We start from the raw sequence: 22,608 nt of genomic DNA, 5'->3' as shown, positions 1-22,608 counted from the left end.
TTTTTTACCCATAAATAATTGTATGGGCTATGGGCCGTAATCTATTTTTGGATGGTTATTGTAATTTAAGCCAAGGGCACTGATATGGTTACTACACTCACCCTAATCAAGGAAGTCTCATGCCTGTCGTAAATATTCAAATTACCCGTGATGGTGCCACTGCAGAGCAAAAAGCTGCCGTGATTGCTGGTGTGACTGATGTGCTGGTTAAGGTTTTAAATAAAGACCCCGCCACCACCTTTGTAATCATCCAAGAAGTGGATACCGATGATTGGGGCCATGCGGGCAAAAGCGTGACTCAGCTGCGGGCAGATGCAGAGGGCAAACGATGATAGATCTCTACTATTGGATGACCCCCAACGGCCATAAAGTACGCATCTTTTTGGAGGAAGCCGGATTAGATTATCGGGTTCACCCGATCCATATTGGTAAAGGCGAGCAATTTGCGTCAGATTTTTTAAGTATTGCACCCAATAACCGTATTCCCGCTATTGTGGATCATTCCCCTTTCGACAATGGCGAGGCGATTCCTCTATTTGAATCCGGCGCTATTTTGCTTTATTTGGCAGAAAAAACCGGCCAATTTATCCCCAGCAATTTCAGAGATAAGCAGCTCATGCTGCAATGGCTATTTTGGCAAATGGGCGGCTTAGGCCCGATGGCTGGGCAAAACCATCATTTCTCTTTATACGCCCCAGAAAAAATCCCCTACGCCATTAACCGCTATGTCACCGAAACCACAAGGTTGTATTCGGTATTAAATAAGCAGTTGGCGGATAAGGAATTTATTGCGGGTGAATACTCCATTGCCGATATGGCCTGCTACCCGTGGATTGTCCCTTATGCGCAGCAAGGCCAAAATCTCGACGATTTTCCTCATTTAAAGCGCTGGTTTAACGCCGTGGCAGCAAGGCCAGCCGTGCAGCGCGCTTATGCATTGGCAGAGGCATTGGGTGAGCAATTGAAGGATTAATTATGCCACAGCGTTGCTTGTCCTTACACTGTCATTTGCCTTAGTTAATATGGTTTTGTGTCATTAATAATGTAAAAAACATATGCTAAGTGAATTGCTTTGTGCTTTTTTTGCGGTAGCTCGGCAAGGTAGTGTGGCACTCGCCGCTAGGCAAATTCAATTAAGCCAACCCACCATTACTTCGCGTATTAAACAGTTGGAAGAGCAGTATCAAATTGAGTTGTTTTATCGCGGTGGTGCTCGCTGGATTTTAAGCGACGCTGGGGTTCGCCTTATGCCTATGGTGGAACGATTACTGCAAGAAGAGGCCAATATTGATTTTTGCCTGCGCAATGCAGGTGGGGCGCAGCAGGGGCATTTAAGAATTGGGGCTACAGGGCCTTTTTTTGTTAGCCAAGGAATTGCACGTTTTCATGCGGCATTTCCTCAAATTCAGTTGTCGATGGAATTTGGTAATTCCAAAAAAATGCTAAAAGCATTGAATGAATATGAGATCGATTTGGCCGTCTCTTCTAGTAAAATTGATGATCGTCGCTTAATGCGGGTTATTTTGGCTGCAGAGCCTTTGGTTTTGGCAATATCTAGTCAGCATCCCCTTGCTAAGCGAGCTGCAGTGGATATTGCAGAGTTAGCCGGTTTGCATCTGTTATTACGGGAAGAGGGCTCAGAAACACAAGTCTTAACCCAAGCCATGCTTCAGCAAGCAGGGGTAACACCCAAGTCGGCTTCTTGCATTGCCAATGGCGAGGCTATTCGGCAAGCTATTATGCATGGCTTTGGTGCCAGCATTATGTCTAAAGGTGAGGTGCTGGATTATCCCGCCATCACCGTATTGCCATTTACTCAGCCCTCCGCCTTAATTTATGAATATCTATATTATTTAAAAGATAGGGCTAAGGTGCCGTTGATTGTGGCTTTTTTAAGCCACATTCAAAATCATCCTACACAGCAGGCTTAGCCCCAGCTTCTTGCCTAGTAGCTTGTCGGACTTAGGACTGTCCTAAGTCCGACAGGCTGCTAGCTGGCGCGCTTTCTATATTTCATTACCGTGCCAGCATTGCTTGGATCGCTAATGGAGTGACGGCCCGTTTCTACCCGGCCAGCAAAGCGGCGTACAAAGCCATTGCTGCCTGTTACGCTAAAGTCATACCAGTGGCTGCTTTCGTACAATGTCCATGAATGCTCGGCATTGGTTCCGGCAGCGAGTTGTACCGGCCATGGGCCATCGGTGCGATAGTCATTGGCGGTAATAGTGAGCGCTGCATCCTTGCTGCTGGTGTTTTGCAGTTTGAGATAGATATCCCCATTCATATAGTCGTAGCAAACGCGGATTTCTGGATTGCTGTCATTGGTATTGCCTTTAAAGTGGCGGTGGTAGCCATTGGGTCCTAATACCCATAGATCGTAAAGCCCTTGATCCCCGCTAGTATCCCAGTCATCTGATAACAGCTTGCCCGGTTCAACCGTGTAGCGGCGCGGGCCTTTGTCCAGATGCAGCTTGTCGTAAACGTGGAACACCCCGCTGGCCTGGCCGGTATTGCTAAAAATCAGCCACATCTTGCCGTTGGCCGCCTCGCTGCGCCCGCTGGTGTGCAGCTCATAGGGCAGGGCGCGTGATGGGCGCACACCTTGATTTTGCCGTGGCAATACGCCTGTGGCTGGTGCGGTGGGCTTAGGCAGTTTGCTTTGATTGAGCACAATGGTATCGGCCTGACTGGTATTGGGCATAGGGGGAACAGTCAGATCATTGGGCGCAGCAAAATTAAAGGCGGACATTAAATCACCACAAACTGCCCGTCGCCATGGGCTGATATTGGGCTCAAACACCCCGAAGCGATTTTCTAAAAATTTAATCACCGAGGTGTGATCAAATACTTCAGAGTTCACCCAGCCGCCTTTACTCCATGGGGAAATCACATACATGGGTACGCGTGGGCCAAGGCCATAAATCTGCCCGTTAGTGTGGTAATCCAGCTGGGTATCAACCGTAGATTTACCTGCATAGCTGCCATCTGCATTGCGGGCAGGGGCTGCCGGTGGCGGGACGTGATCAAAGAAGCCATCGTTCTCATCAAACATCACCAAGAGCACGGTTTTGCTCCAAGTATCAGGGTTGGCGGTCAGCGCATTGAGCACCTGCTGCGTGTAATCTGCGCCTTGAATTGGGCTTGAAGGCCCTGGATGCTCAGAGTATTTGGCAGGGGCCACCAGCCAAGATACCTGCGGCAGCGTTCCACCGGCGGCATGGATGGCAAACTGCTCCATGCTCCAAGTGGACATCCCATTACGCCACAGGCTGCTATCTGGTTTCGCGCGGCGGAAGTTGGCGAAGCCTTCTAATGAATTGTCACCAAAATTATCATTGGCATCTTGGTAGATGCGCCAGCTTACCCCTGCTTCTTCCAAGCGTTCTGGGTAGGTGGTCCAAGAGTATTCGGCGGGTGAATTTTTGCTTTCACCGTCGTTATTAATCACTGGGCCGCCATTTTTGGCTAAGGGGTCAATCATCCCTGTCCATAGGTGCAGACGATTCGGGTTGGTGCCGCCATGGAAGGCGCAATGATAGGCATCGCAAATGGTAAAGGCATTGGCCAGCGCAAATTGGAACGGCAGGTCTTCTTGGCGGTAGTAGCCCATGGAGTACTGCGTTTTAAATTTAGGCCATTCATCCATACGCCCACCTGCCCAAGCGCTTTGGGCATCAGGCATCAGATGCGGTGTGCCGGGAACGCGCTGGGCGCTGGTGATGCGGGTATCCATATGGTATGGCGGGATTTCCCTGCCGTTGGCATCTTTCTGGTTCCAGACAGTTTTACCCCCTGGCAGGGGGATGGCCAGCTTATCGCCAAAACCACGCACCCCATGCATCGTGCCAAAGTAATGATCAAAGCTGCGGTTTTCTTGCATCAAAATCACTACGTGCTGTACATCGTTGATGGTGCCGGTTTGCGAATGAGCAGGAATGGCCAGTGCTTTCATAATACTGGGTGGAATAAAAGAGAGTGCCGTGGCACCGCCTGCAGTTTTGGCTGCAAAGCTTAAAAAATTTCTACGATTAATTGTTTTCATATCATCACTAACTTGGCTTAAGGGGCGCAGTGCATGGCGGGTGGCTGCGGCTGATTACCTGCTGAAGAAGCATTGGTAGCGGCGGCTGAGGCGCTTGCCGTGGAGCTGGCTGCTCTGGCAGGGCTGGTATCCTCCCCGCCGCAGGCGCTTAAAATGCTGCAAAGCAGGGGGAGCAGAACAAGGCAAGATAGCTTGCGGCTTGAAAATGACTTCATATTGGCTTCTCTTATGGATTAAACGATTTCAGTGATTTACCCGTCGTGGCTAGGCCCATAACATCGTCTTGGCTTAGTACGCGGTTCCAGATCGCTAGATCGCTAAAATCAAAAGAGCCAGCTGAGCCGCCTTTTGCTGCAGTAAAGTAATTGCCCTGCGCATCTTCATTGAGTGCCAGCATATTTAAGCCAGAGAATTTGCTTAAATCAAAGCTTGCTAAGCTGCTGCTGGCGCTTTGTAATGGGCGATTCGGGTCAGCAATAAATACCTGCACTGTTTTTTTGACCGCATCCACACTCATGACCAAATAAACCCAGCTATTGGCATTAAATGACAGCTGTGGATCTACGCGGTTTTTGCCATCCCCAATATTGAATTTAATGCTGTTGGTGTATTGGCCAAAGGCAAAGCCCATATTCGCACCGCTCTTGTAGTCTTTATTGGCAATCACCGGCACATCATTACGCACGCCATCGGAGCGGAACCAAAAGCCTACTGAGAAACCAGTATCTTTAGTTAAATCAACCGCCAATGGCACTTTGAAACCACCGTCGCAGCTGGTGCATTGTGGAGTACTGCCATTGGCTGTGGATTGCAGCGCTTTATTGCTTAATGGGCCATTAACGTAATTAGCCGTTCGGCCCGTAATAAAACTAGTGAGCGCAGGGTTAGATTTATTGCCATTTAGCTTGCTGTCTAAGGAAAAATATTGCGTCAGACCAGCCAAAATACTTTCATCCAACACGGCAGGTTTAATGTAATCAATTTGTGCCAAATAAGATGTCAGCGTATTGCCAGCACTTAGGGTGTAGTTAAATTTATATAAGCCGTTTTTAGTGACCTCTAAATTGCTATCGGTATAATTGGTAGTGCCAGCTGGCAGCTCTTTAATTAATTTTCCACTGCGGAAAAGCTTAACTGGCGCAGTGGATTTCCAACTAAGGGTAATGCTGCTTCGATCTGGGTTAGCTCTGGCTTGTAGTTGTTTTACTGCAGGCGCTTCTAATAATGAAACGCCGTCCATTGTATGATTTTCAGCGTTGGCATTATTTGTCAGATAATTGATTAAGGTCGGGGCAATATCCGCTTGGCTTGGATAGCTATACCAGTCGGCTATATTGGCAGGCACTTTAAGAGGTACACCTGCTATTTTTTCAGCCAGTGGCTTATTTATGGCAATAAAGCCCGCTTGGTTTACTGCGCGTGGCAGGCCATCGTTATTGCCACCTTCACTTAAACCATGGCTAGAGGTTAATAGCAGCAACCAATCTTCATTGTTTTGAATTTGGCGCTGTTTCAGTGTTTCGAGTAATTCACCAATTTGCTGGTCAGTATTTTTAAGGGTCTGTTTATATTCTTTGCCCAGACCAGTATGTAGCGCGGTTTCTTCTGGCGCATGTAAATTGGAAACCACTAAGCTGTAATTGCCGCTATTGATCGCGCTTTGGGTTGAGGATACAACGCAGCTATCAAAGCCACTGCAATCAATTGCATTGCTTAATTGCCCAGCATTAATATCTACACGCAGTAGTTTATTTAAAGTGCTCCAGCTAGTAATGCTGCTCGATTTGAGCTGGCCTAATTGTTTAAACACAGAATCATTTTTAAACACCTGCCCAGCATAATCCGAGCGCACTTCATGGCGATTGGCCCATGCGCCGCTTAAGATTGAGGCCCAGCCTGGGCCGCTCAGCGTTTGCTGTTGAGTGTTAGAGCCAGCAATCCCACCGGTATAGCTGGGGCTGAGGTTTAATTTTGCAATATTGCTGAGCTGCTTGTTATTGAGCGCATCAAGTAATACATCGTACTGAATGCCATCAATTCCCACTAATAGCACTTTTTTGCTGGCCGGGCCTGAGGGCAGCGGAGCTGGGCTTGGCGTACTAGGGGCTGGAGTCGGCACGGTGGTTGGTGCTGGCGTTGGGTTTGGTGCGGGAGTTGGTGCTAAGGTGGGCACATTGGTAGGCACGGGGGGCAGGGTTGGAACTGGATCTGGGCCAGGAGGTGTTTCAGGTTTTGGCCCAGGTGCGGGCACGGGAGTGGGAATAGGAGAAGGGCTAGGTGTAGTGGCCACCACCTGCTCGCCGCTACCAGCGATATCATCTGATGAATTACAAGCGCTGAGTAATAGCCCTGAAAGGGCAATCGTCATGGAGGCGTATATTTTTCCGGACATTCAGTCAGTTCCTTTATTCTGTGGTGTTTCGAGTGACATAAATTCAGACCACCCAAGCAGGTCTAATGTTGAAACTGGAAAAGGTGCAGAATAAAGAAGGGGGGTGACTTGCTGATGAAAAAAAACTTAAATTTTATAGATGCGGTATAAATTTTTTTTAAACTATGACATTTATATTGATTAAATATTAAATATTGGTGACGATTGTTTACTTGTTTTTGTTATTTAACATTTTTGTTGAAAATTAATTTTGTAAAATTAAATGAAAGTTAATTAATAATAAATAGATTTATTTTACTCAGCTATTTCTACTCCTAAGCGAGCGTTGTTTGTACTAGGCCCAGCGGAGTGCGTCCGCAGCTCTAGAAAAAATATATTTAAAAATAAGAGATTGGGTGTGCAAGGCGGTATTCTGCTGAAAACGCTTTCTTCAAGACTCCCCCTAGGGGGCCGTACAGCTATTGCTGTTAGCTGAGTCAGATGGCACAGCTAACAGCGCATCACCGTTGGTTTTCAAGCCTGTGGCTGAGTGACTAAATCTATTTGCCTAACCGTACCTGCGCCACTGTGCTCCCCTAACCACACGCTGCTGGCGCGGATTTGGCCGAGCACATTGCCTTCTTCTCTCAGGCTAAATTCGGTGGCGGCGCTTTGGGTGGCCATTGCGCCTACGCCAGCCTCGGCAAGGGTTTGTACGCGGCCACGGCTAGGCTCACCGCTTTGCCAAAGTTTTAAGTCTTTATAGGCCGTATCACCCTCATCAATCCAGCCATTATGATCGTCATCCAGCTTGGCTAATTCACTAAAGCCATTGCCGCTTTGCGGGCCAAATAGCTCGCTGCCATTATCAGCAATGCCGTTGTGATTACGGTCTAAAAACAGCAGGCCAGAGCCAGCGTCCGGTAGGCGCATGGTCTCTGTTTTGCCATCGTTATCTAGATCGAAAGCCACGCTTTGTGGGCTGAGCTTTGTGGTGGCAGCACCGGTATCTACCACTAGCGGGTCTTTAATTTTGAACCACTCTGCCCCTGCAATACGGGTGGTCTCGCTGCTTTGGGCATGCTGATATCCAACGTCAAATTGCCGTGAGCTGCCATCGCTAAGGCAAACTTTGCCGCTGGCGTTAAAGTTGCAGCTCTCGGTGGTTTTAGTGTGCTCTATGGCTAATATTTGCAAGTTATAAGCTTTGCTGCTTACTGGTGCCACTGTCGCCGTTGATGTCGCTGCTGGGCTGTCGTTTGGGCATGGAGATGGGGTGCTCTGCGTGGAGGGCTGGCCATTGCCAAACAGCATTTCCCATAAAGATTGAAAGCGCTGCTCCTTGCTTTTATCCACGTCTTTTTCAGCCTGCTCTTGCTTCTTAGCCTGCTCAAGGCCGCTTGAGAGCGCCGAAAGCTGCTCATTAAAAAAATCCGCAAATAAACCCGCACCCTGCTGATCTAACCCCACCTTCTGGCCAACTTGCAAAGATTTAAGCGTTTCGCTACTGCTGGCTTGTTGGCTACTGAGCTGTAAATCGCTCTGTGTGATACGCATGATATTTCCTTAGGTAAGTGGAAATAGCCATGCAGCATAAAGTGTGCCGGAGGAGATGAGTGGTGGTGGTTGATTTTTGTAAGTTGTTGCCTAGTTTTTGCGAAAGATCAACAAAAGCATAATGTAATATACTTGCTTTTATTAATTATGCATAATTCAAGTTTATTTAGTTATTTGCCTGATAAACGGAAGATCATGAAAAATTACGCGCTAACAACAATGGTATTGGCCTTATCCACGGCACTGACTGCCTGCGGTGGTGGAGGGGGGGATTCAAGTAATACTGCTGTGGCTACTCCAGCGGTATCGACGGGTGTGACTAATCCGGTCAAAGAAACACTGGCGCAGTGTATTGCATCTCTTTCTTTACCGGCAGATTTAAAAGTCACAAGTACAACTGAAGGGGATACGGCAGTATTTCTTTGGGATGGGCAGAAAAAATTTGATTTTTATGGCAAGCAGCAATTCAAAGAAGGCTGGAATGGTGGGGTATATCAGCACTATTTTGATGCTAAAAATGAAACTGTTAGCCTTGATGGTGAGTCAGTTTTACAAAAACCTAGTAAATACACCTTTTTAGAAGACGCGACTAATTATTCTTCATCTAATTATTTCCCTTATTCTAGCTTTGCTAAAGAATATAGAAGCACAGATGGGAAAAAATTATTAGGTTGGCGCGATGATTCTTTTGATCAGAATGGCAAATCCATGGATTGGATACAAAAAAATCTAGCAATAAATGCTGCTCCTAATGTCTATCTTTATGATTTAGTAAAAGATCAGCCTCAAAAAGTAGAGTACACACGCAAAGTGACGGCTAGCTGGTATGCCAATGAAGTACGTAGCGAAAATGTTAAATCAGAGTATAGCTTTGTTGGTCGGGAAACGATTGACACTAAGCTGGGTAAATTAGATACCTGCGTTTCTATGGAAAATACGTCTATTTTGCATAAAGGCAATACAGAAAGTTTTGATATTACGTGGAGCTCAAAGCGCTGGCACGCTGCTAAAGTGGGCTTTGTAAAAGAAGAAACAGTTGACACTGAATATAATGCAAGTACTAAAGCACTGATCTGGGATGAAAAACGTACTTACGAAATTGTTGGTGCGCGTAAGAATGGTCAGCGTTATGGTAGCTATGATTTATGGATGGGTGTATTAACGGCTCAAGCAAGCACTGCGACGCCTAAATACAGTACTTGTGATTATTCATCCACAGGCAATACCTTGGGCTTTACTTGGCTAGTTAAACCAGAGGCAAATGGTAAAGGAACTTATCGTTTCTGGGATGGCAGCAAGCAGTCTGAGTTGGCGATTAATTATTCCGGTAATAATCAGCTAAATAATTTCAAGACTCAAACTTTTGATAATAGTAAAGGCGTGGGCACAATTAACTGGTCACAAAATGTGGCTTTTGATTTAGCTAATAATGTTTTATCCGGCTCATATACCCGTACTGAAAAATATACCAAGCCTAGCGTATGCGAAGGAACATATCCTTCAAGCATTAAAGGCTCGAAAATATTTTAATTAACTAAGTAGTGAATAATAAGTTTTCGTGTATTTAAAATAGCTTAAAAAAGCGTCATCCCCGAGCGTTTTTGTCGGGGATCCAGTAGCGCACTGGGTTCCTGCTTACGCGGGAATAACGATGCTGATTTTCTGAATACTCGATAACTAAGTACTTAGATAAAAAAATACCCCAGCTTGATTTAACTGGGGTATTTTTTTAGCGCCGCGTTAAATCTTCAAACACCTTACTTAAACGCTTTACCGATACTGGATAAGGCGTTTTGAGCTCTTGGGCAAATAGGCCAACGCGCAGTTCTTCTACCATCCAGCGGAATGGGGCGAGTGGGGCGGTGTCTCTGCCTTCTTTCTCCCATTTGAGCATTTCTGCTTCCCAGCGCTTAAATAGCTCATTGATTTCCGCACCGCGTTGGCCGTCTCTTTGCGGATTGGCAACGCGTTTTTCGGCGCGGATACGCATGGCTTTTACATAGATGGGCAGGCGAGGCAGTTGCTCCCACGGGGTTTGTTGTAAAAAGCCTTTGAAGACTAACTGGCCCAGCAGCTCGTTCATATTGTTTGCAAACGGCGAGGGTTTGGCGAGCAGTTTATTCAGCGCCACGTATTCGCCAGTCAGCTCGGCCAGAATACGCATCACCGCATCACGTACCGATGGCAGGCGTACTTTGGCGCGTGATTTTTGCCCTTCAAAGTCTTTAGGCTTACGTGGTGGCTCGTCTTCACCAATAAAGGCGCGATCGCAAATGCTGGCCACCACGTCCTCCATTAATTCATCGCCATTACACACGCCGCGTAATTGCAGTGCCAGCGGATTGAAGGTGGGCAGTGATTTAGGCAGCTGCTTAACATGGTCTTTGAGTTCAAATTTAAGTAAGCAAATCACACCACTACGGTGGGCGATGCTGGCGGCAAATTCGGTATCAAATAGACGAATCGCTACCGCGTCTTCTTCCGGCACAAGGCCGGGGAAGCCGGTAATAGGGCGGCCTTGGCGCTTAAAGTTGATTTTGGCGGGCAGCTCGCCAAAATCCCACTTGATGATGCCGGTTTTTTCAATGCTTACACTATCGTCGGCGGCATCGCGAAAGGTCATTTGCGCGGCTTCACCTAGCTGGGCGCGTAGCGCGATCAGATCGCGCCCCTGCGCCAGCTCTTGCCCTGCATCGTCCACAATTCTAAAATTCATTTGCAGATGCGTTGGCAAATCTTTGGGATTGAACTCATCCGCTGGCACAATCAGCCCCGCGCCACGGCCAACCGCCTGCGCCAGCTGCGGTAGCAGTGGTTCGGTTCTTGAAGCTTGATCCAGCGCGATCAGCATTTTGGTGGCAAATTCTGGCACCGGCACGCAGATACGGCGGATGGATTTAGGTAAGGATTTAATCAGCAGGGTGATTTTTTCACGCAGCATGCCAGGCACCAGCCAGTCAAAAATAGCGTGATTCACGCGATTTAACAGGTGCAAGGGCAGGGTAATGGTAACGCCATCTAGCGGGTGAGCAGGCTCAAAGCGGTAGGCAAGCGGTAGTTTGGCATCCAGCAGGCGGAAAAACTCTGGGAATTGCTCTTCGGTCACCGCATCTGCACCGTGCTGCATTAAATCATCGCGGCTTAAGAATAAATGCTGAGCATTATCCCGCTCAATTTGCTTACGCCAAGCCTCAAAACCCGCACCATTAACGATATCGGCTGGAATCTTGGCGTCAAAAAATGCAAACAGCGCGTCATCATCCACCAGCACATCCTGACGGCGGGCTTTATGTTCTAAATCCTGCACGTCCAGAATCAGCGCTTTATTATGCTCAAAGAATTTGGCGCGGCTGTTGTAGTTAAAGCGCACCAAGGCTTCGCGGATAAATATCTCCCGCGCGGCGACGGGATCGATCTTGCCAAAATGTACGCGGCGTTTGGGCACAATCGGCAGGCCGTACAGGGTAACGCGCTCGCTGGCGTTGACTTGAGCCGAGGTTTTTTCCCAGTGCGGGTCAAAATAATGGCGGTTGACCAGATGGCTGGCGATGCGCTCTACCCATTCAGGCTCGATGGCGGCGACGCAGCGGCCATAGATCTTGGTGGTTTCAACCACCTCGGCGGCGATAATCCATTTAGGCCGTGCTTTTTTTAGGCCAGAGCTAGGGAAAATATTAAATTTAATCCCGCGCGCGCCAAGGTATTCGTCGTTTTCTGGCTGTTTAAAGCCGATATTGCCAAGCAAACCCGTCATCAGCGCTTTTAAAATCTGCTCTGGCGTGCCCGGTGCAGCTTTCAAGTCATTGACTTGTAAATCCATATCCTGACAAATCTCGCTGAGCTGGCGATGTAAATCTCGCCATTCGCGTAAGCGCAGATAGGATAAAAAGTGCTCGTGGCAAAGATTAATTAGCTGACGGTTGCTGGTTTTATTATCCAGTGCCTCGTTAAAGAATTCCCACATGCGTAGGAAAGATAGAAAGTCGGATTTATCATCCACAAACTTAGCTTGGGCACGGGCAGCGGCTTCTTTGGCGTCAAAAGGGCGCTCGCGTGGGTCTTGCGCCGACAGCGCCGAGGCAATAATCAGGATTTCTGCCAAGCAATGCTCATCTCGCCCAGCCAGCAACATGCGGCCAATGCGCGGGTCTACCGGTAGGCGTGCTAGCTGTTTACCAATTGGCGTAAGTTGATCTTCGCTATCCACCGCACCCAACTCGCGCAGCTGCTGATAACCATCGCTGACCAAGCGGCTAGATGGCGCTTCTAAGAAAGGAAAGTTATCGATATGCCCCAGCTTTAATGCCGCCATCCGCAAGATGACTGCAGCTAAAGACGAGCGAACGATTTCTGGATCAGTAAATTCAGGGCGGTTGTTAAAGTCAGCTTCATCATAAAGACGCACGCAAATACCAGAAGCCACACGGCCGCAACGGCCAGAGCGTTGGCGGGCTGAGGCTTGGGAAATTTTCTCAACCAGTAATTGCTCGACTTTGGCGCGGGGCGAATAGCGTTTAATCCGCGCATGGCCAGAATCCACCACATAGCGGATGCCCGGCACGGTGAGCGAGGTTTCGGCGACGTTAGTGGCCAGAATAATGCGTCGGCCAGTGCTGGTGGAGCGGAAAATCCGCTGCTGATCTTCATTCGAAAGCCGTGCAAACAGCGGCAGAATTTCAGCGTCTCTTAGCTTAGCTTTGCGCAGCTCTTCGGCGGTTTCACGAATCTCGCGCTCGCCTGGCAAAAACACCAGCACATCGCCACTACCATCGGTGCGCCACAGGTTTTCAATGGCTTGCACGATGGCCTCTTCCATTTCTAGCTCTTGATCGTCCTCATCAATGGCGTGCAGTGGCTGATAGCGCACTTCCACTGGGAAGGTGCGGCCAGAGACTTCCATGACAGGCGCACCAGCAAAATGCTGACTAAAGCGCTCGGCATCAATGGTGGCCGAGGTAACGATCACTTTCAGCTCGGGGCGTTTTGGCAATAGCTGCTTGATATAGCCGAGTAAGAAATCAATATTTAGGCTGCGCTCGTGCGCCTCGTCGATAATAATCGTGTCGTACTTAAGTAGATAAGGATCAGATAGCGTTTCGGCCAGCAAAATCCCATCGGTCATCAGCTTGATATAACTGGCGTCGGTGGTTTTATCGGTAAAACGCACCTTAAAACCAACGGCGTTTTCAGATTTTAATTCTTGGCCAATGCGGGTTGCCACCGATCTGGCGGCAAGGCGGCGTGGCTGGGTATGGCCAATCAGCCCATGCACTCCACGGCCAAGCTCTAGACAAATCTTCGGCAATTGCGTGGTTTTACCCGAGCCGGTTTCACCGCAAACAATGACCACCTGATGCTTGGCTATCGCCTCTGCCAATTCATCTTTGCGCTGATTAACCGGCAGATTCTCATCGAATTCTGGGCGTGGCAGGCGCGTACGGCGCTGCTCACTTTTAGCCAGCGATTTGGCAATGCCCGCTTCCAGCTCGCGCAATTCTTTCTCGCAAGGCTGCTGCTTGGCTTGGCGCTGATTCAGGCGATGCAGCAGGCGCTCCAGATTACCCCTGTCTGTCAACTGCGTGTCGGTCAGTTGCTGCAGGTAGTTTGGGGCTGGGTTTTGCTCTGGGGAAGAAGGCGTGCCGGTGGCTGTCATTAGCTGCTATCAAATACGTGAAAGGGGGCGATTTTAACATGCGGCAGAGCAAAGCTAGTAAATCGGGCTGATTTACTGCTTATACTTATTTTTTGCTTACAGATTAGGGGGGCTTAATCCTATCAACTTAAGCAATATGCCACTCTTGGGGCGGGTGCAAGCCGCGAGCAACGTTGAAAAATGCGGGTTTTACCCGACTTATTAATAACTTTAGTTTTCTGAAACGCCGTCATTCCCGCATGCCTTTGGCGGGAATCCAGCAGCGCGACTGGATCCCCGATAAAAACATTCGGGGATGACGGTTTTTCTTGTAGGGAAGTTATTTCGAGCCGCCCCTTAGTGTGTGCAAGTCGGTTTTCTTGTGCACCCATTCAAATGGCGACCCCCAACAGCTGAAGTGCTCATCAAAGCCGTGCAGGCACAAATTCTTGAATCACCGCCTCACGTAAAATGCGCCCAGGTACTAGGCCTTGCGATAGCACAAAATCATTGAAGGCGCGGCGGTCAAACTTTTTACGCAGGGCCACTTCGGCGATTTGGCGCGTTTCCATCAGTTGCTGATAGCCATAAAAGTAGGAGGTTGCTTGCCCTGGAGAGCGGAAGGTATAGCGTTGCATTTCTTGGGTGGCCATGCCTTCGGATAGACCGACTTCTTCCATTAAAAATGCTTTGGCCCCTTCGGCGGGCATCTGGCCTAAATTCACCATGGGGTCTAAAAAGGCGCGAGCGGCTCGCAACATACGGTGCTGCAGGGCAAACAACTGACCATCCATAGGCTCAAAAGGTTGCATCTCGGCCTCGGCATATAAGGCCCATCCTTCTACATTGGCGCTATTAAAGGCAAAGATGGCCCGCGCTATAGAAACGCCTGTTTCTACCATTTTTGCAAATTGCAATTCATGCCCCGGCCTAGCCTCGTGCGCAGTCAGCGTCCACGTGCCTGCCTGATGGGTAAAATCATCAAAGTGTAGCGTTTTGCTGGATGCGCCAGCTGGCACGCCCGAAGTCAGTACAAATTCGCCGTATTCGCCGCTATTGCCAAGTAAGCGGGGCGGATTCATGTGCGGCGCGGGTTGATTAGCGTTTTCTGCATCGCTGGCTAAACGAATCACGGCTTTGCGATCGGGTAAGGTTACAATTTGCTGGTCTTTAATAATGGCTTCAATTTGCCCGAGGATGTCACTGTATTTGGCGATGACATTTTCTTTGGGAATTTGGGTTTTCTTTAATTCACGAATCACCGCACGATAATCTGCATTAGCAAAGTGATGCTCTTTGGCCACAATGGTCGCTGTAATGGCAATTTGATTGCGAAGCTCAGCAAACGAAGTCAGCGCTTTAGAGATTAATTCTTCTGGTGGGATATCCACCCCAAAATCGCGCAGATTATTGGCATAAACTTCGGCGGGTAGTTTGTAATCATTGCGGGCCCGTGGCAGAACTTCTTGCTTAAGTAATTGATTGTAGGCCGTGAGTTGTTGCTCTAATTTGGCCCAAGTTGTTTCCCAGCCTTTTACCTCACTTTTAGCCAGCATTTCTTTGATGCCTGCCAGATAAACCGGCCCATCGTTTAAGGCCTGTTCAATATCGCCTTTAAAAGGCCCAATCAGTTGCGGGTTGGCTTTTAAGCGCTCGTGCATACGATCTGCGGCTAAATCCGTGATTGGCTTAAAGCCTTCAAAGAGCCCTGCATATTTATTTAAGCGTACTAGCAATGTTTGTTGGCGTGCTTTGGGGACGCGTGGGTCTAAGGTTTGCTGGACGGTATTAAAAATTTGATTGCTTAGATCATTAAAGGGCAGAAAATATTTGCGCTCTAAGGTTTTTTTGCGCAGATTGTTTTCGGCACTACGGATGAGTATTTGCAAGTCTTGTTTATTTTTAGAATGTGTTTCTGTATTTAAACGTGCTTGTAATTGCTGAATAATGGCCTGAGTTTCTTTATTTCTAATCTCAAAGCGATCATGGGATAAATCAGTAATTTGCTCATCTAAGCCGTCTACTCCTAAATTACCCGCGTTTTCTGGCGAGTATTTACCCATTAATTGTAGTAATGGCTGGGCGTCTTGATTGCTTTGGCTAAGCCATGTGGGGCTGGCTGCATTTGTCGAAAATGAGCACATTAAAGCGGCAGAGATCAGCCCGATATGTGCAAGCTTGCTAGATGGCTTTGGCATGATTGATACTCACTTTGGGTTAAAAGTCAGTTTTGCGTCAGTATGTCGTTGGAGTATCAATGGTTTTATGCGGTGGGTCAATTGCGGGAAACTGGCTTAGTGCAGCTTAGCATCGTAAATAGGTGTGCAAGCAATGGGCTTGCACACATTGGGCATTTTTAGTTGTTTACTTCCACCACCATTAGCCCAGCCCTAACCCCTGGCTTTACCTTTGGGTTGGGGAAGACAATGCGCTCCTCGCTGTGGATGACGGTGTACTCATAGCCTTGATCGGAGGCGATCAAGGTGCCCTTGGGGTAGGCGGTGAAGTTGGCAACGTCGCTGGGGATATTCAGCACAAAGTCTTCGCTGTGCTTTTCTAGCTGCGCCACCACTTTAAAGGTTTTGTAGGGCTGGGCAGCCGCAGCGGGCCGGGTGCCTGCCACCATGGCGCGCATTAGGGCGTTGATGCCGGCAAATTCGGCTAACTGGTTTTGCCCAAAGGGCTGTACTTTGCCTAGCTCTAAAGTGACCGATTCTGCACTGTGGTGCTGGCTGCTATGATAGGCAAACGTGCCTGCAGGGGCGTGATTAATCAGTAGCGCGCCTAAATCGCAGCGCTCTAGTAGGCTAAGCAAATAGGCATCGTAAGGGCGGCTTTGGTAGGGCAGCAGGCCAAAGCGGCTAAAGCTGGAGGGGCGAATCGCGGTGTGTAGGTCTAGGTGATATTTCTTGCCGCTGGCGGCGTTAAAAAACTGCGCCATTGCGGCCTCGATGCTGGAGGCGCGTTGCGCTTCTGGGCTCTCTGGCCGTTTTTGGTGGCGATGATCAAACAGGCGGTTGAGATCATCTTGAAGATATCGATCGTTTTGACGCATGGCCGCCACATTGCCCAGCAAAACCAGCAAGCGCACTGCCACTGGCTGCTTGCCGCTGGCAATATCTTGCACCAAGGCGTTGAGTAGCTCGATAGGAGCGGTTTCATTACCGTGGATGCCAGCAGAAAGCACCAAGCTTTGATCGCTGCCATGCTGCGGGGTCATTTCTAACATCCCCTCGCCTAGGTAGTGCCAATGCACCCCATTAGCAAGCTGGCCTTGCTTGATATCAATAGGGTGATTACTAAGGGTAAAGCTTAAAAAATCGGCAAGAACAGGGTGTGTGTGCGGCATTTGGAATCCAATTTATAAAGCCCAAATTAAATGGTAAACCCAAAACTTGAATGAGGTGACAATTAACTGCTATTTGTTTGTAAACAATAAATGGCTGATGGCATGCGCCCAAATGTAGGCTGGGCAGCCGTGCCCACGCGTTTTAATCAGTAAAACGAGCCATCCGCGCGGCACAGCTGCCCACCTTAAAGCGAGCAAAGCGCCCATTAGGTGGTCATCACATCCCTTATTCATTACTTTTTAGGCCATTTGCGGTTGGTGGCTAAAGCCAGTGGGGCGCGCGTGCTTTACAATCATGCTTTTTGCTTTATTCGGAGATTTTAGACATGCTCGTTAATCTGCCCACGCTTGATCCTAGCCAGCTTTATCCTGTTGCCGGAGTAGAACTTGGTATTGCCTCGGCAGGCGTTAAAACGGTTGGCCGCAAAGATGTGTTGGTGATGCGATTAGCCAAGGGCAGCCGCGCAGCTGGGGTGTTTACGCTGAATAAATTTTGCGCGGCACCGGTGCGTATTTGCCGTAGCCATCTTAATGACAGCGGTGAAATTCGCGCACTGGTGGTGAATACCGGTAATGCCAATGCGGGCACGGGCTTGGATGGGTTTGAGCGCGCTAAAGAAATCTGCTTTGCGTTGGCCGAGCGTTTGGATATTAACCCCGCTCAAGTGCTGCCGTTCTCTACTGGGGTAATTTTAGAGCCGCTACCGGCAGGTAAAATTATTGCTGCGCTGGATGCCGCTATTGGCGATCTAAAACCCGCCAACTGGTTTGAAGCCGCCAACGCGATCATGACCACCGATGTGGCCCCTAAGGCGGCGAGCAAGAAAATTGTATTAGGCGGCAAAACCGTCACCCTAACCGGCATTAGCAAGGGCGCGGGGATGATTCACCCGAATATGGCCACCATGCTGGGCTATTTGGCAACCGATGCTGCGGTATCACAAAATTTGCTGCAAGAGTTGGTGGCTTGGTCGGCAGATCGCTCGTTTAACTCCATCACCGTGGATGGCGATACCAGTACCAACGATAGCTTTATCCTGATCGCTACCGGCCAAGCGGGTAATGCAGAAATCACCGACAGCAGCAGCGCCGACTTTGCCACGCTGCGCGATGCGGTATTAGAAATCAGCCAAACGCTGGCTAAGGCGATTATTCGTGATGGCGAAGGTGCCACCAAATTTATCACCATTCATGTAGAAGGCGGCTTGGATCGCGCTGAGTGCAAAGCCGTTGGCTACGCCATTGGCAGATCGCCCTTGGTTAAAACGGCGTTCTTTGCCTCAGACCCAAATCTGGGCCGTATTCTGTGCGCGATTGGCTATTCAGAAGTGCCAAACCTAGACGTAGATACGCTAGAAGTGTGGCTGGATGACGTGCTAGTGGCCAAAGACGGTGGCCGCTACGCGGGTTACAAGGAAGAAGACGGCCAGCGCGTGCTTAAGCAAGCTGAAATCAGCATCACGGTAAAACTAAACCGTGGTACGGAGGCTGCCACTATCTGGACCTGCGATTTTTCTTATGACTACGTAAAAATCAATGCGGATTATCGTAGCTGATTGATGGCTTAGGGCAGGCTGAGCTTGCCCAGCTAAAGCCAAATCCCCCCTAACCCCTCTTTTTCAAAGGGGGGGATAAGTGCCTTAAACGCGTAAGCCTCTAGCGCCTTTTAACGTGGGGACAATTGCCTTAAACGCGTAAGCCACTAGCACCTTTTAAAGTGGGGGCAAGTACCTTAAACGCGTAAGCCTCTAACGCCTTTTAAAATGGGGGCAAGTGCTTTAAACGCATAAGCCTCTAACACATTTTAAAGAGGGGATAAGTGCCTTAAACGTATAAGCATCTTCACAATATTGGGCATCATTTTCTCGTAGCAACCTCCCCCTTAGTAAAAGGGGGATTGAGGGGGATTTGCTTTTTTACTGACTAATAGAGCAATAAATAAGCGCTATTTTTTTAGCGCTTTACCATTAGGCCAGTGGGCAAATTTCCAGTCTTGGTAGCTGTTTTGATCGGCAAAACTGGCAAAATCGCTAGGAAATAGGCGTTGTTTGAGGGGCTTGCCTTGGGCCTTGCTATACACGCCCATAAAGCCTCCACCAGGGGCGGAGATGTACTGCCAATCTTCACCGGTGAGTGGGTCTTTATATGCTTTGCGGATAAAACGACGCGGGCTGGGGCTGCGGGGGTCGAGTACCAGCTCTTCTAGTGTTTTAGGGTATTGCGTGCCTTGCATCTGGTTTTGTTCGGTATAGAGCTTAATCCCTCGGCGGATTTCTGCGCCTACGCGGAGCAGCTCTGCTTCTTTTGCTCGTTGGGCGCGGTTTTGCCAAGCCTCACCCACCTGTGCTAAATAGATTCCCATAATCAGCACCGCCATTAAGGCCCAAGCGTAAGCAAAGCCTGCTTCTTGCTTGCTGCCAAAGCTAGGTTGGATCTGTGTTTTACCAGCTATTGTAAGCGGAGCCATCATTGCCGTTCCCCTCAGCGCCACTTTTTACGTCATACACGCCGCTGGCATTGCTTGGGGCAACCACCTGCCAACTATCGTTTTTGCTGGTGATCGGGTCCATAGGCATTTCGCGTAGGTATTTCTGGCTCACTAACTCCGCAATATTGCTGGGGTAGCGGCCAGAATCGGCATAAAACTTATCGATGGCATCGCGCATGGCGACTAAATTATGTTTGAGTACCGTTTCATTAGCGCGCTCGGTTTGATGAAAATAGCGCGGCACCACCAGCGTGAGTAGACTGGCCATAATGGCGAGCACAACAAGTAGCTCGATTAAGGTGAAACCAGATAGGGTTTTTTTCATACATAGCCTTCTTGGCTTGAGCAATATAAGTTACCAGTTGATGTTACGAACAAAGACTATTTATCCACGAGAAACACTAAATACATGAAAAAAACGGATCTAAAAGTAATGGTCATGTGGTATCTGTTTGTTTTTTTAGTGGGCTGCGTAGCATTATTGCTGAGTATGCCTCTAGCTTGTTTTTGTCGAAGCCGTAGGGGCGCTGCTTGCTGCGCCCTTGCTGAGCAGGGCGCAGCAAGCAGCGCCCCTACGGCATATTGGCCGATATGCAATACATGTTTTTTTTTGAGCAAGAGCCATAATCAGGACATTATTTACCACTTTTTATAAGCCACGCCATTTAAGCCTATGCCGGTGCTTAAGGAATAAACATCAAATACATCTCGGCCTGCTTGTGGTGAATCGGGCGGGCTGGTGTAGCTGCGTAGCCCCCACGTTTTTTCATCGGTGCTGCTTGGGCAGTCACAAAATGGATCGCGGGGGAGGCGGCGCAGAAAGTAAATCATTTTGCCATTTGGATCTTTGGCGTCTTTTACGCCTTCGGTTAATACCGCCAGATTAGGAGGGTAACCCGATTCATCGAGCGACTTTTTGATCTGCCCATCGTCTGCAGCTTGTTTATAGGCATCCAGCCCACTGCGAATTTGCCACAGCGCGCGGCGCAGGTCTTCCTCTCTTTGGCGAGTGGCCGTAATTTGCGAGAGTGGCATGGCTACAGTGGCTAAAACAGCCAAAATCGTGAGCGTAACCATCAGCTCGATCAAGGTAAAACCTTGATTAAACCTGCTGCGGGGTGCGCTTGCTAACATATTTAACGGCGTCCCATACCGTTGCCGCGAGCAGGTAAAGGGGTGGGCTCTGGTGCGGGCGGCGTGGATTTAGGTACAAATTCCTCGCTTTGGCTTGGCACGGGTACTTGAGCCGGTGCTGGCTCTGGTGCGGGCTGTGCTATCACGACTTGTGGTGCTGGCATCATGACGCTACCGCTAGAATTACTGTTGATTTTAATGCTGGAGCTGGTGCGCAGGCGCAGTGGGCTGATACTGATTGCGCCTTCTGTGCCGCTTTCAAAGGTGGTGATATGTGGTGATGGAATCGCCAAATTGCGCACCACACGCGGGGTAATCAGCAGAATTAGCTCGGTTTTGGCGTTATCGTCTTTTTTATTACCAAAGAGGCGATCAAGGCCAGGTAGCTCGCCAAGGCCAGGCAGGGCGTTACCGGTGGATTGATCGGTGCGGGATAATAAGCCAGCCAGTACCTGTGTTTCTCCATCCCTAGCGCTCATATTGGTGGTGGCATTGCGCGTGCCCACTTTGTAAGCGATTAAGCCGTTACGGGTGGTAATGCTGCCGGTAACGTTGGATACCTCTAGCGATACTTTAACGCTGATATCGTTATCATTGGATAGCACGGGTTCTACATTCAGCGTTAGCCCCACATCAAGGTAGGTGATGGATTCTGAGGTGGTGCCGTTATTATTGGTGGTGGTCACAACGGGTACGCGTTCACCAATCTGTACCTTGGCTTTCTCACGGTTTTTAACACGAATTTTGGGGTTGGCTAAAATATTGGTCGTGCCCTTATTGTGGGTGAAGTTGGCGCTGATCATCGGGTTGCCAAGGTTCACTAATACATCGCTTTTATTTAGATTACTTAGCCTATCCAAGCTAATGTTTCCGGCCGGCGTGCTCGTTGTGCCAATCAGTGGCACATTAATGGGCGCAAGCGATGCACTAATGGTGTCTGGATATTGAATCCCCATATTAAGTAAATCGGTGCTGCTGACTTCTAGGATTTCTACATCTAATATAATCTCTGATTGCGGCAAATCTTGGGCCGCAATGAGCCGCTCGGCCACGGCGATGGCTTCGGGCGTATCCCGCATAACCAGCATGGATAAACGCTCGTCGATATACACATCTTTGGTTTTAACCATTTGCTTAATCATGGCCAATACCTGTTTTGGATCGGCATTGGATAAATAAAAGGTGCGCATCACCAAATCTTTGTAATCACGGTCTTTATCTGGGCGCTTTGGATAAATCAGAATGGTGTTTTCATTCAGTATTTTTTTATCTAATTGATTGGTGGTCAAAATTAAATTGATTACGTCTTCAACGCTGCTATCGTGCGCATAAATAGTTGTGCGCAGATTAGGGGCAACATCGCGGTCAAAAATAAAATTGACTTTACCTATGCGCGAAATAATATCAAATACGCTGCTAATGCTTTGGTCTTTAAATTGCAAAGAAATCGGGTTTTTTAAAGACTGAGCCAAACCTGGGCGCAGCGTGGCTTCGCGGGTCTTACGGCTTTCTATCTCATCGCGCAGCCTAAGTGCCTGCGGATTTCTAGGGTTGTCATTTAAAATTTGCGCTAGCACATCGAGTGCTTCATCAGGCTTACTTTCTTTGATTTCCCGTGCATATTTCAGCATGGAATCTTGCCGCGCCGCGATCTCAGTTAGCCTAAGGCCTTCTTGCGCACGGTAATTGCCATTATCGTGCGAGAGCATTTGCTGATAGCGATTGGTGGCCAGCTCAATATCGCCGCGCGCACGGGCATTGTCGGCTTCTTTTAGTAATAGATTGAGTGTGCTGTCTAATTGGCGCTGATAACTGGTACGCAGCTTAATATCGTCAGGGTAAAGCTTGGATTTTTCTCTTAATAATTGTAATCCTTGCTCTACTTCGCCTTCATAGATTAATGATTCACCCTGCTTGCGGGCCATGTCGGCAGCGCAGCCTGTTAGCAGGCTGGCCGCGATAAGAGTCATGCTAAATGCGCGCTTCAAGGTGTAGCTCCCCAAGACAAAACCTGCTGTGTGCAGCAGAGAAATTA

16 protein-coding genes are annotated in these 22,608 nt (G+C 48.7%); 5 read left to right on the top strand and 11 right to left on the bottom strand.

The window, feature by feature from the left end:
• The first annotated feature begins 119 nt into the window (after positions 1 to 119).
• From R6242_RS08140 to R6242_RS08130, 3 genes are all read left to right on the top strand, one after another.
• A complete protein-coding gene (locus R6242_RS08140) occupies positions 120 to 332 on the top strand; it encodes a tautomerase family protein (protein ID WP_293935849.1) in 213 nt (70 codons plus the stop codon).
• Positions 329 to 973, top strand: coding sequence for a glutathione binding-like protein (locus tag R6242_RS08135; RefSeq protein WP_318425891.1), 645 nt, complete (start codon positions 329 to 331; stop codon positions 971 to 973). Before R6242_RS08140 ends, R6242_RS08135 begins: the two co-directional genes overlap by 4 nt.
• Before the next feature lie 82 nt (positions 974 to 1,055).
• Entirely contained in the window at positions 1,056 to 1,931 is an 876-nt protein-coding gene (locus R6242_RS08130; RefSeq protein WP_318425889.1) for a LysR substrate-binding domain-containing protein, read from the top strand.
• A 59-nt stretch (positions 1,932 to 1,990) separates the two neighbouring features.
• Here the strand turns inward: R6242_RS08130 and R6242_RS08125 are convergent, their stop codons facing one another.
• From R6242_RS08125 to R6242_RS08110, 4 genes are all read right to left on the bottom strand, one after another.
• The gene (locus tag R6242_RS08125) at positions 1,991 to 4,042 is read right to left on the bottom strand and encodes a phosphocholine-specific phospholipase C (RefSeq protein WP_293935846.1); all 2,052 of its coding nucleotides are present in this window, start codon (positions 4,040 to 4,042) and stop codon (positions 1,991 to 1,993) included.
• 17 nt (positions 4,043 to 4,059) lie between these two features.
• Positions 4,060 to 4,257, bottom strand: a complete 198-nt coding sequence (locus R6242_RS08120) for a hypothetical protein (RefSeq protein WP_293935845.1) — start codon at positions 4,255 to 4,257, stop codon at positions 4,060 to 4,062.
• Positions 4,258 to 4,268: 11 nt separating this feature from the next.
• Entirely contained in the window at positions 4,269 to 6,434 is a 2,166-nt protein-coding gene (locus R6242_RS08115) for a LamG-like jellyroll fold domain-containing protein (RefSeq protein WP_318425885.1), read from the bottom strand.
• A gap of 513 nt (positions 6,435 to 6,947) precedes the next feature.
• A complete protein-coding gene (locus R6242_RS08110; RefSeq protein WP_318425883.1) occupies positions 6,948 to 7,970 on the bottom strand; it encodes a hypothetical protein in 1,023 nt (340 codons plus the stop codon).
• A gap of 195 nt (positions 7,971 to 8,165) precedes the next feature.
• Here R6242_RS08110 and R6242_RS08105 point away from each other — a divergent pair, with 195 nt between their 5' ends.
• Positions 8,166 to 9,500, top strand: coding sequence for a hypothetical protein (locus R6242_RS08105; RefSeq protein ID WP_318425881.1), 1,335 nt, complete (start codon positions 8,166 to 8,168; stop codon positions 9,498 to 9,500).
• A gap of 199 nt (positions 9,501 to 9,699) precedes the next feature.
• Here R6242_RS08105 and hrpA read toward each other — a convergent pair whose 3' ends face one another.
• The 3 genes from hrpA to astE form a co-directional block, all read right to left on the bottom strand.
• Entirely contained in the window at positions 9,700 to 13,623 is a 3,924-nt protein-coding gene (gene hrpA, locus R6242_RS08100) for an ATP-dependent RNA helicase HrpA (RefSeq protein WP_318425879.1), read from the bottom strand.
• Between the two features lie 404 nt (positions 13,624 to 14,027).
• The gene (locus R6242_RS08095; RefSeq protein ID WP_318425877.1) at positions 14,028 to 15,800 is read right to left on the bottom strand and encodes a DUF885 domain-containing protein; all 1,773 of its coding nucleotides are present in this window, start codon (positions 15,798 to 15,800) and stop codon (positions 14,028 to 14,030) included.
• A gap of 158 nt (positions 15,801 to 15,958) precedes the next feature.
• Entirely contained in the window at positions 15,959 to 16,951 is a 993-nt protein-coding gene (gene astE / locus R6242_RS08090; protein ID WP_318425875.1) for a succinylglutamate desuccinylase, read from the bottom strand.
• Between the two features lie 326 nt (positions 16,952 to 17,277).
• Between astE and argJ the strand changes: the two genes are divergently transcribed.
• The gene (argJ, locus tag R6242_RS08085; RefSeq protein ID WP_318425872.1) at positions 17,278 to 18,507 is read left to right on the top strand and encodes a bifunctional glutamate N-acetyltransferase/amino-acid acetyltransferase ArgJ; all 1,230 of its coding nucleotides are present in this window, start codon (positions 17,278 to 17,280) and stop codon (positions 18,505 to 18,507) included.
• Between the two features lie 389 nt (positions 18,508 to 18,896).
• On the opposite strand, the gene R6242_RS08080 is transcribed toward argJ, so the two are convergent.
• The 4 genes from R6242_RS08080 to R6242_RS08065 all read right to left on the bottom strand — a co-directional run bounded on the left by R6242_RS08080 (position 18,897) and on the right by R6242_RS08065 (position 22,543).
• On the bottom strand, positions 18,897 to 19,421 hold the full coding sequence (locus R6242_RS08080; RefSeq protein ID WP_318425870.1) for a type II secretion system protein: 525 nt from the start codon (positions 19,419 to 19,421) through the stop codon (positions 18,897 to 18,899).
• Positions 19,393 to 19,764, bottom strand: coding sequence for a type II secretion system protein (locus R6242_RS08075; protein ID WP_318425868.1), 372 nt, complete (start codon positions 19,762 to 19,764; stop codon positions 19,393 to 19,395). The genes R6242_RS08080 and R6242_RS08075 overlap by 29 nt, the downstream gene beginning before the upstream one ends.
• Before the next feature lie 314 nt (positions 19,765 to 20,078).
• Positions 20,079 to 20,573, bottom strand: coding sequence for a type II secretion system protein (locus R6242_RS08070; RefSeq protein WP_318425866.1), 495 nt, complete (start codon positions 20,571 to 20,573; stop codon positions 20,079 to 20,081).
• Between the two features lie 2 nt (positions 20,574 to 20,575).
• Positions 20,576 to 22,543, bottom strand: a complete 1,968-nt coding sequence (locus tag R6242_RS08065) for a secretin N-terminal domain-containing protein (RefSeq protein WP_318425864.1) — start codon at positions 22,541 to 22,543, stop codon at positions 20,576 to 20,578.
• Between the last annotated feature and the right edge of the window lie 65 nt (positions 22,544 to 22,608).

Source organism: Iodobacter sp. CM08 (assembly GCF_033446605.1).
Taxonomy (GTDB): domain Bacteria; phylum Pseudomonadota; class Gammaproteobacteria; order Burkholderiales; family Chitinibacteraceae; genus Iodobacter.
The sequence above is the reverse complement of the archived record's forward strand: the minus strand, read 5'-3'. Positions and strand labels throughout refer to the sequence as shown.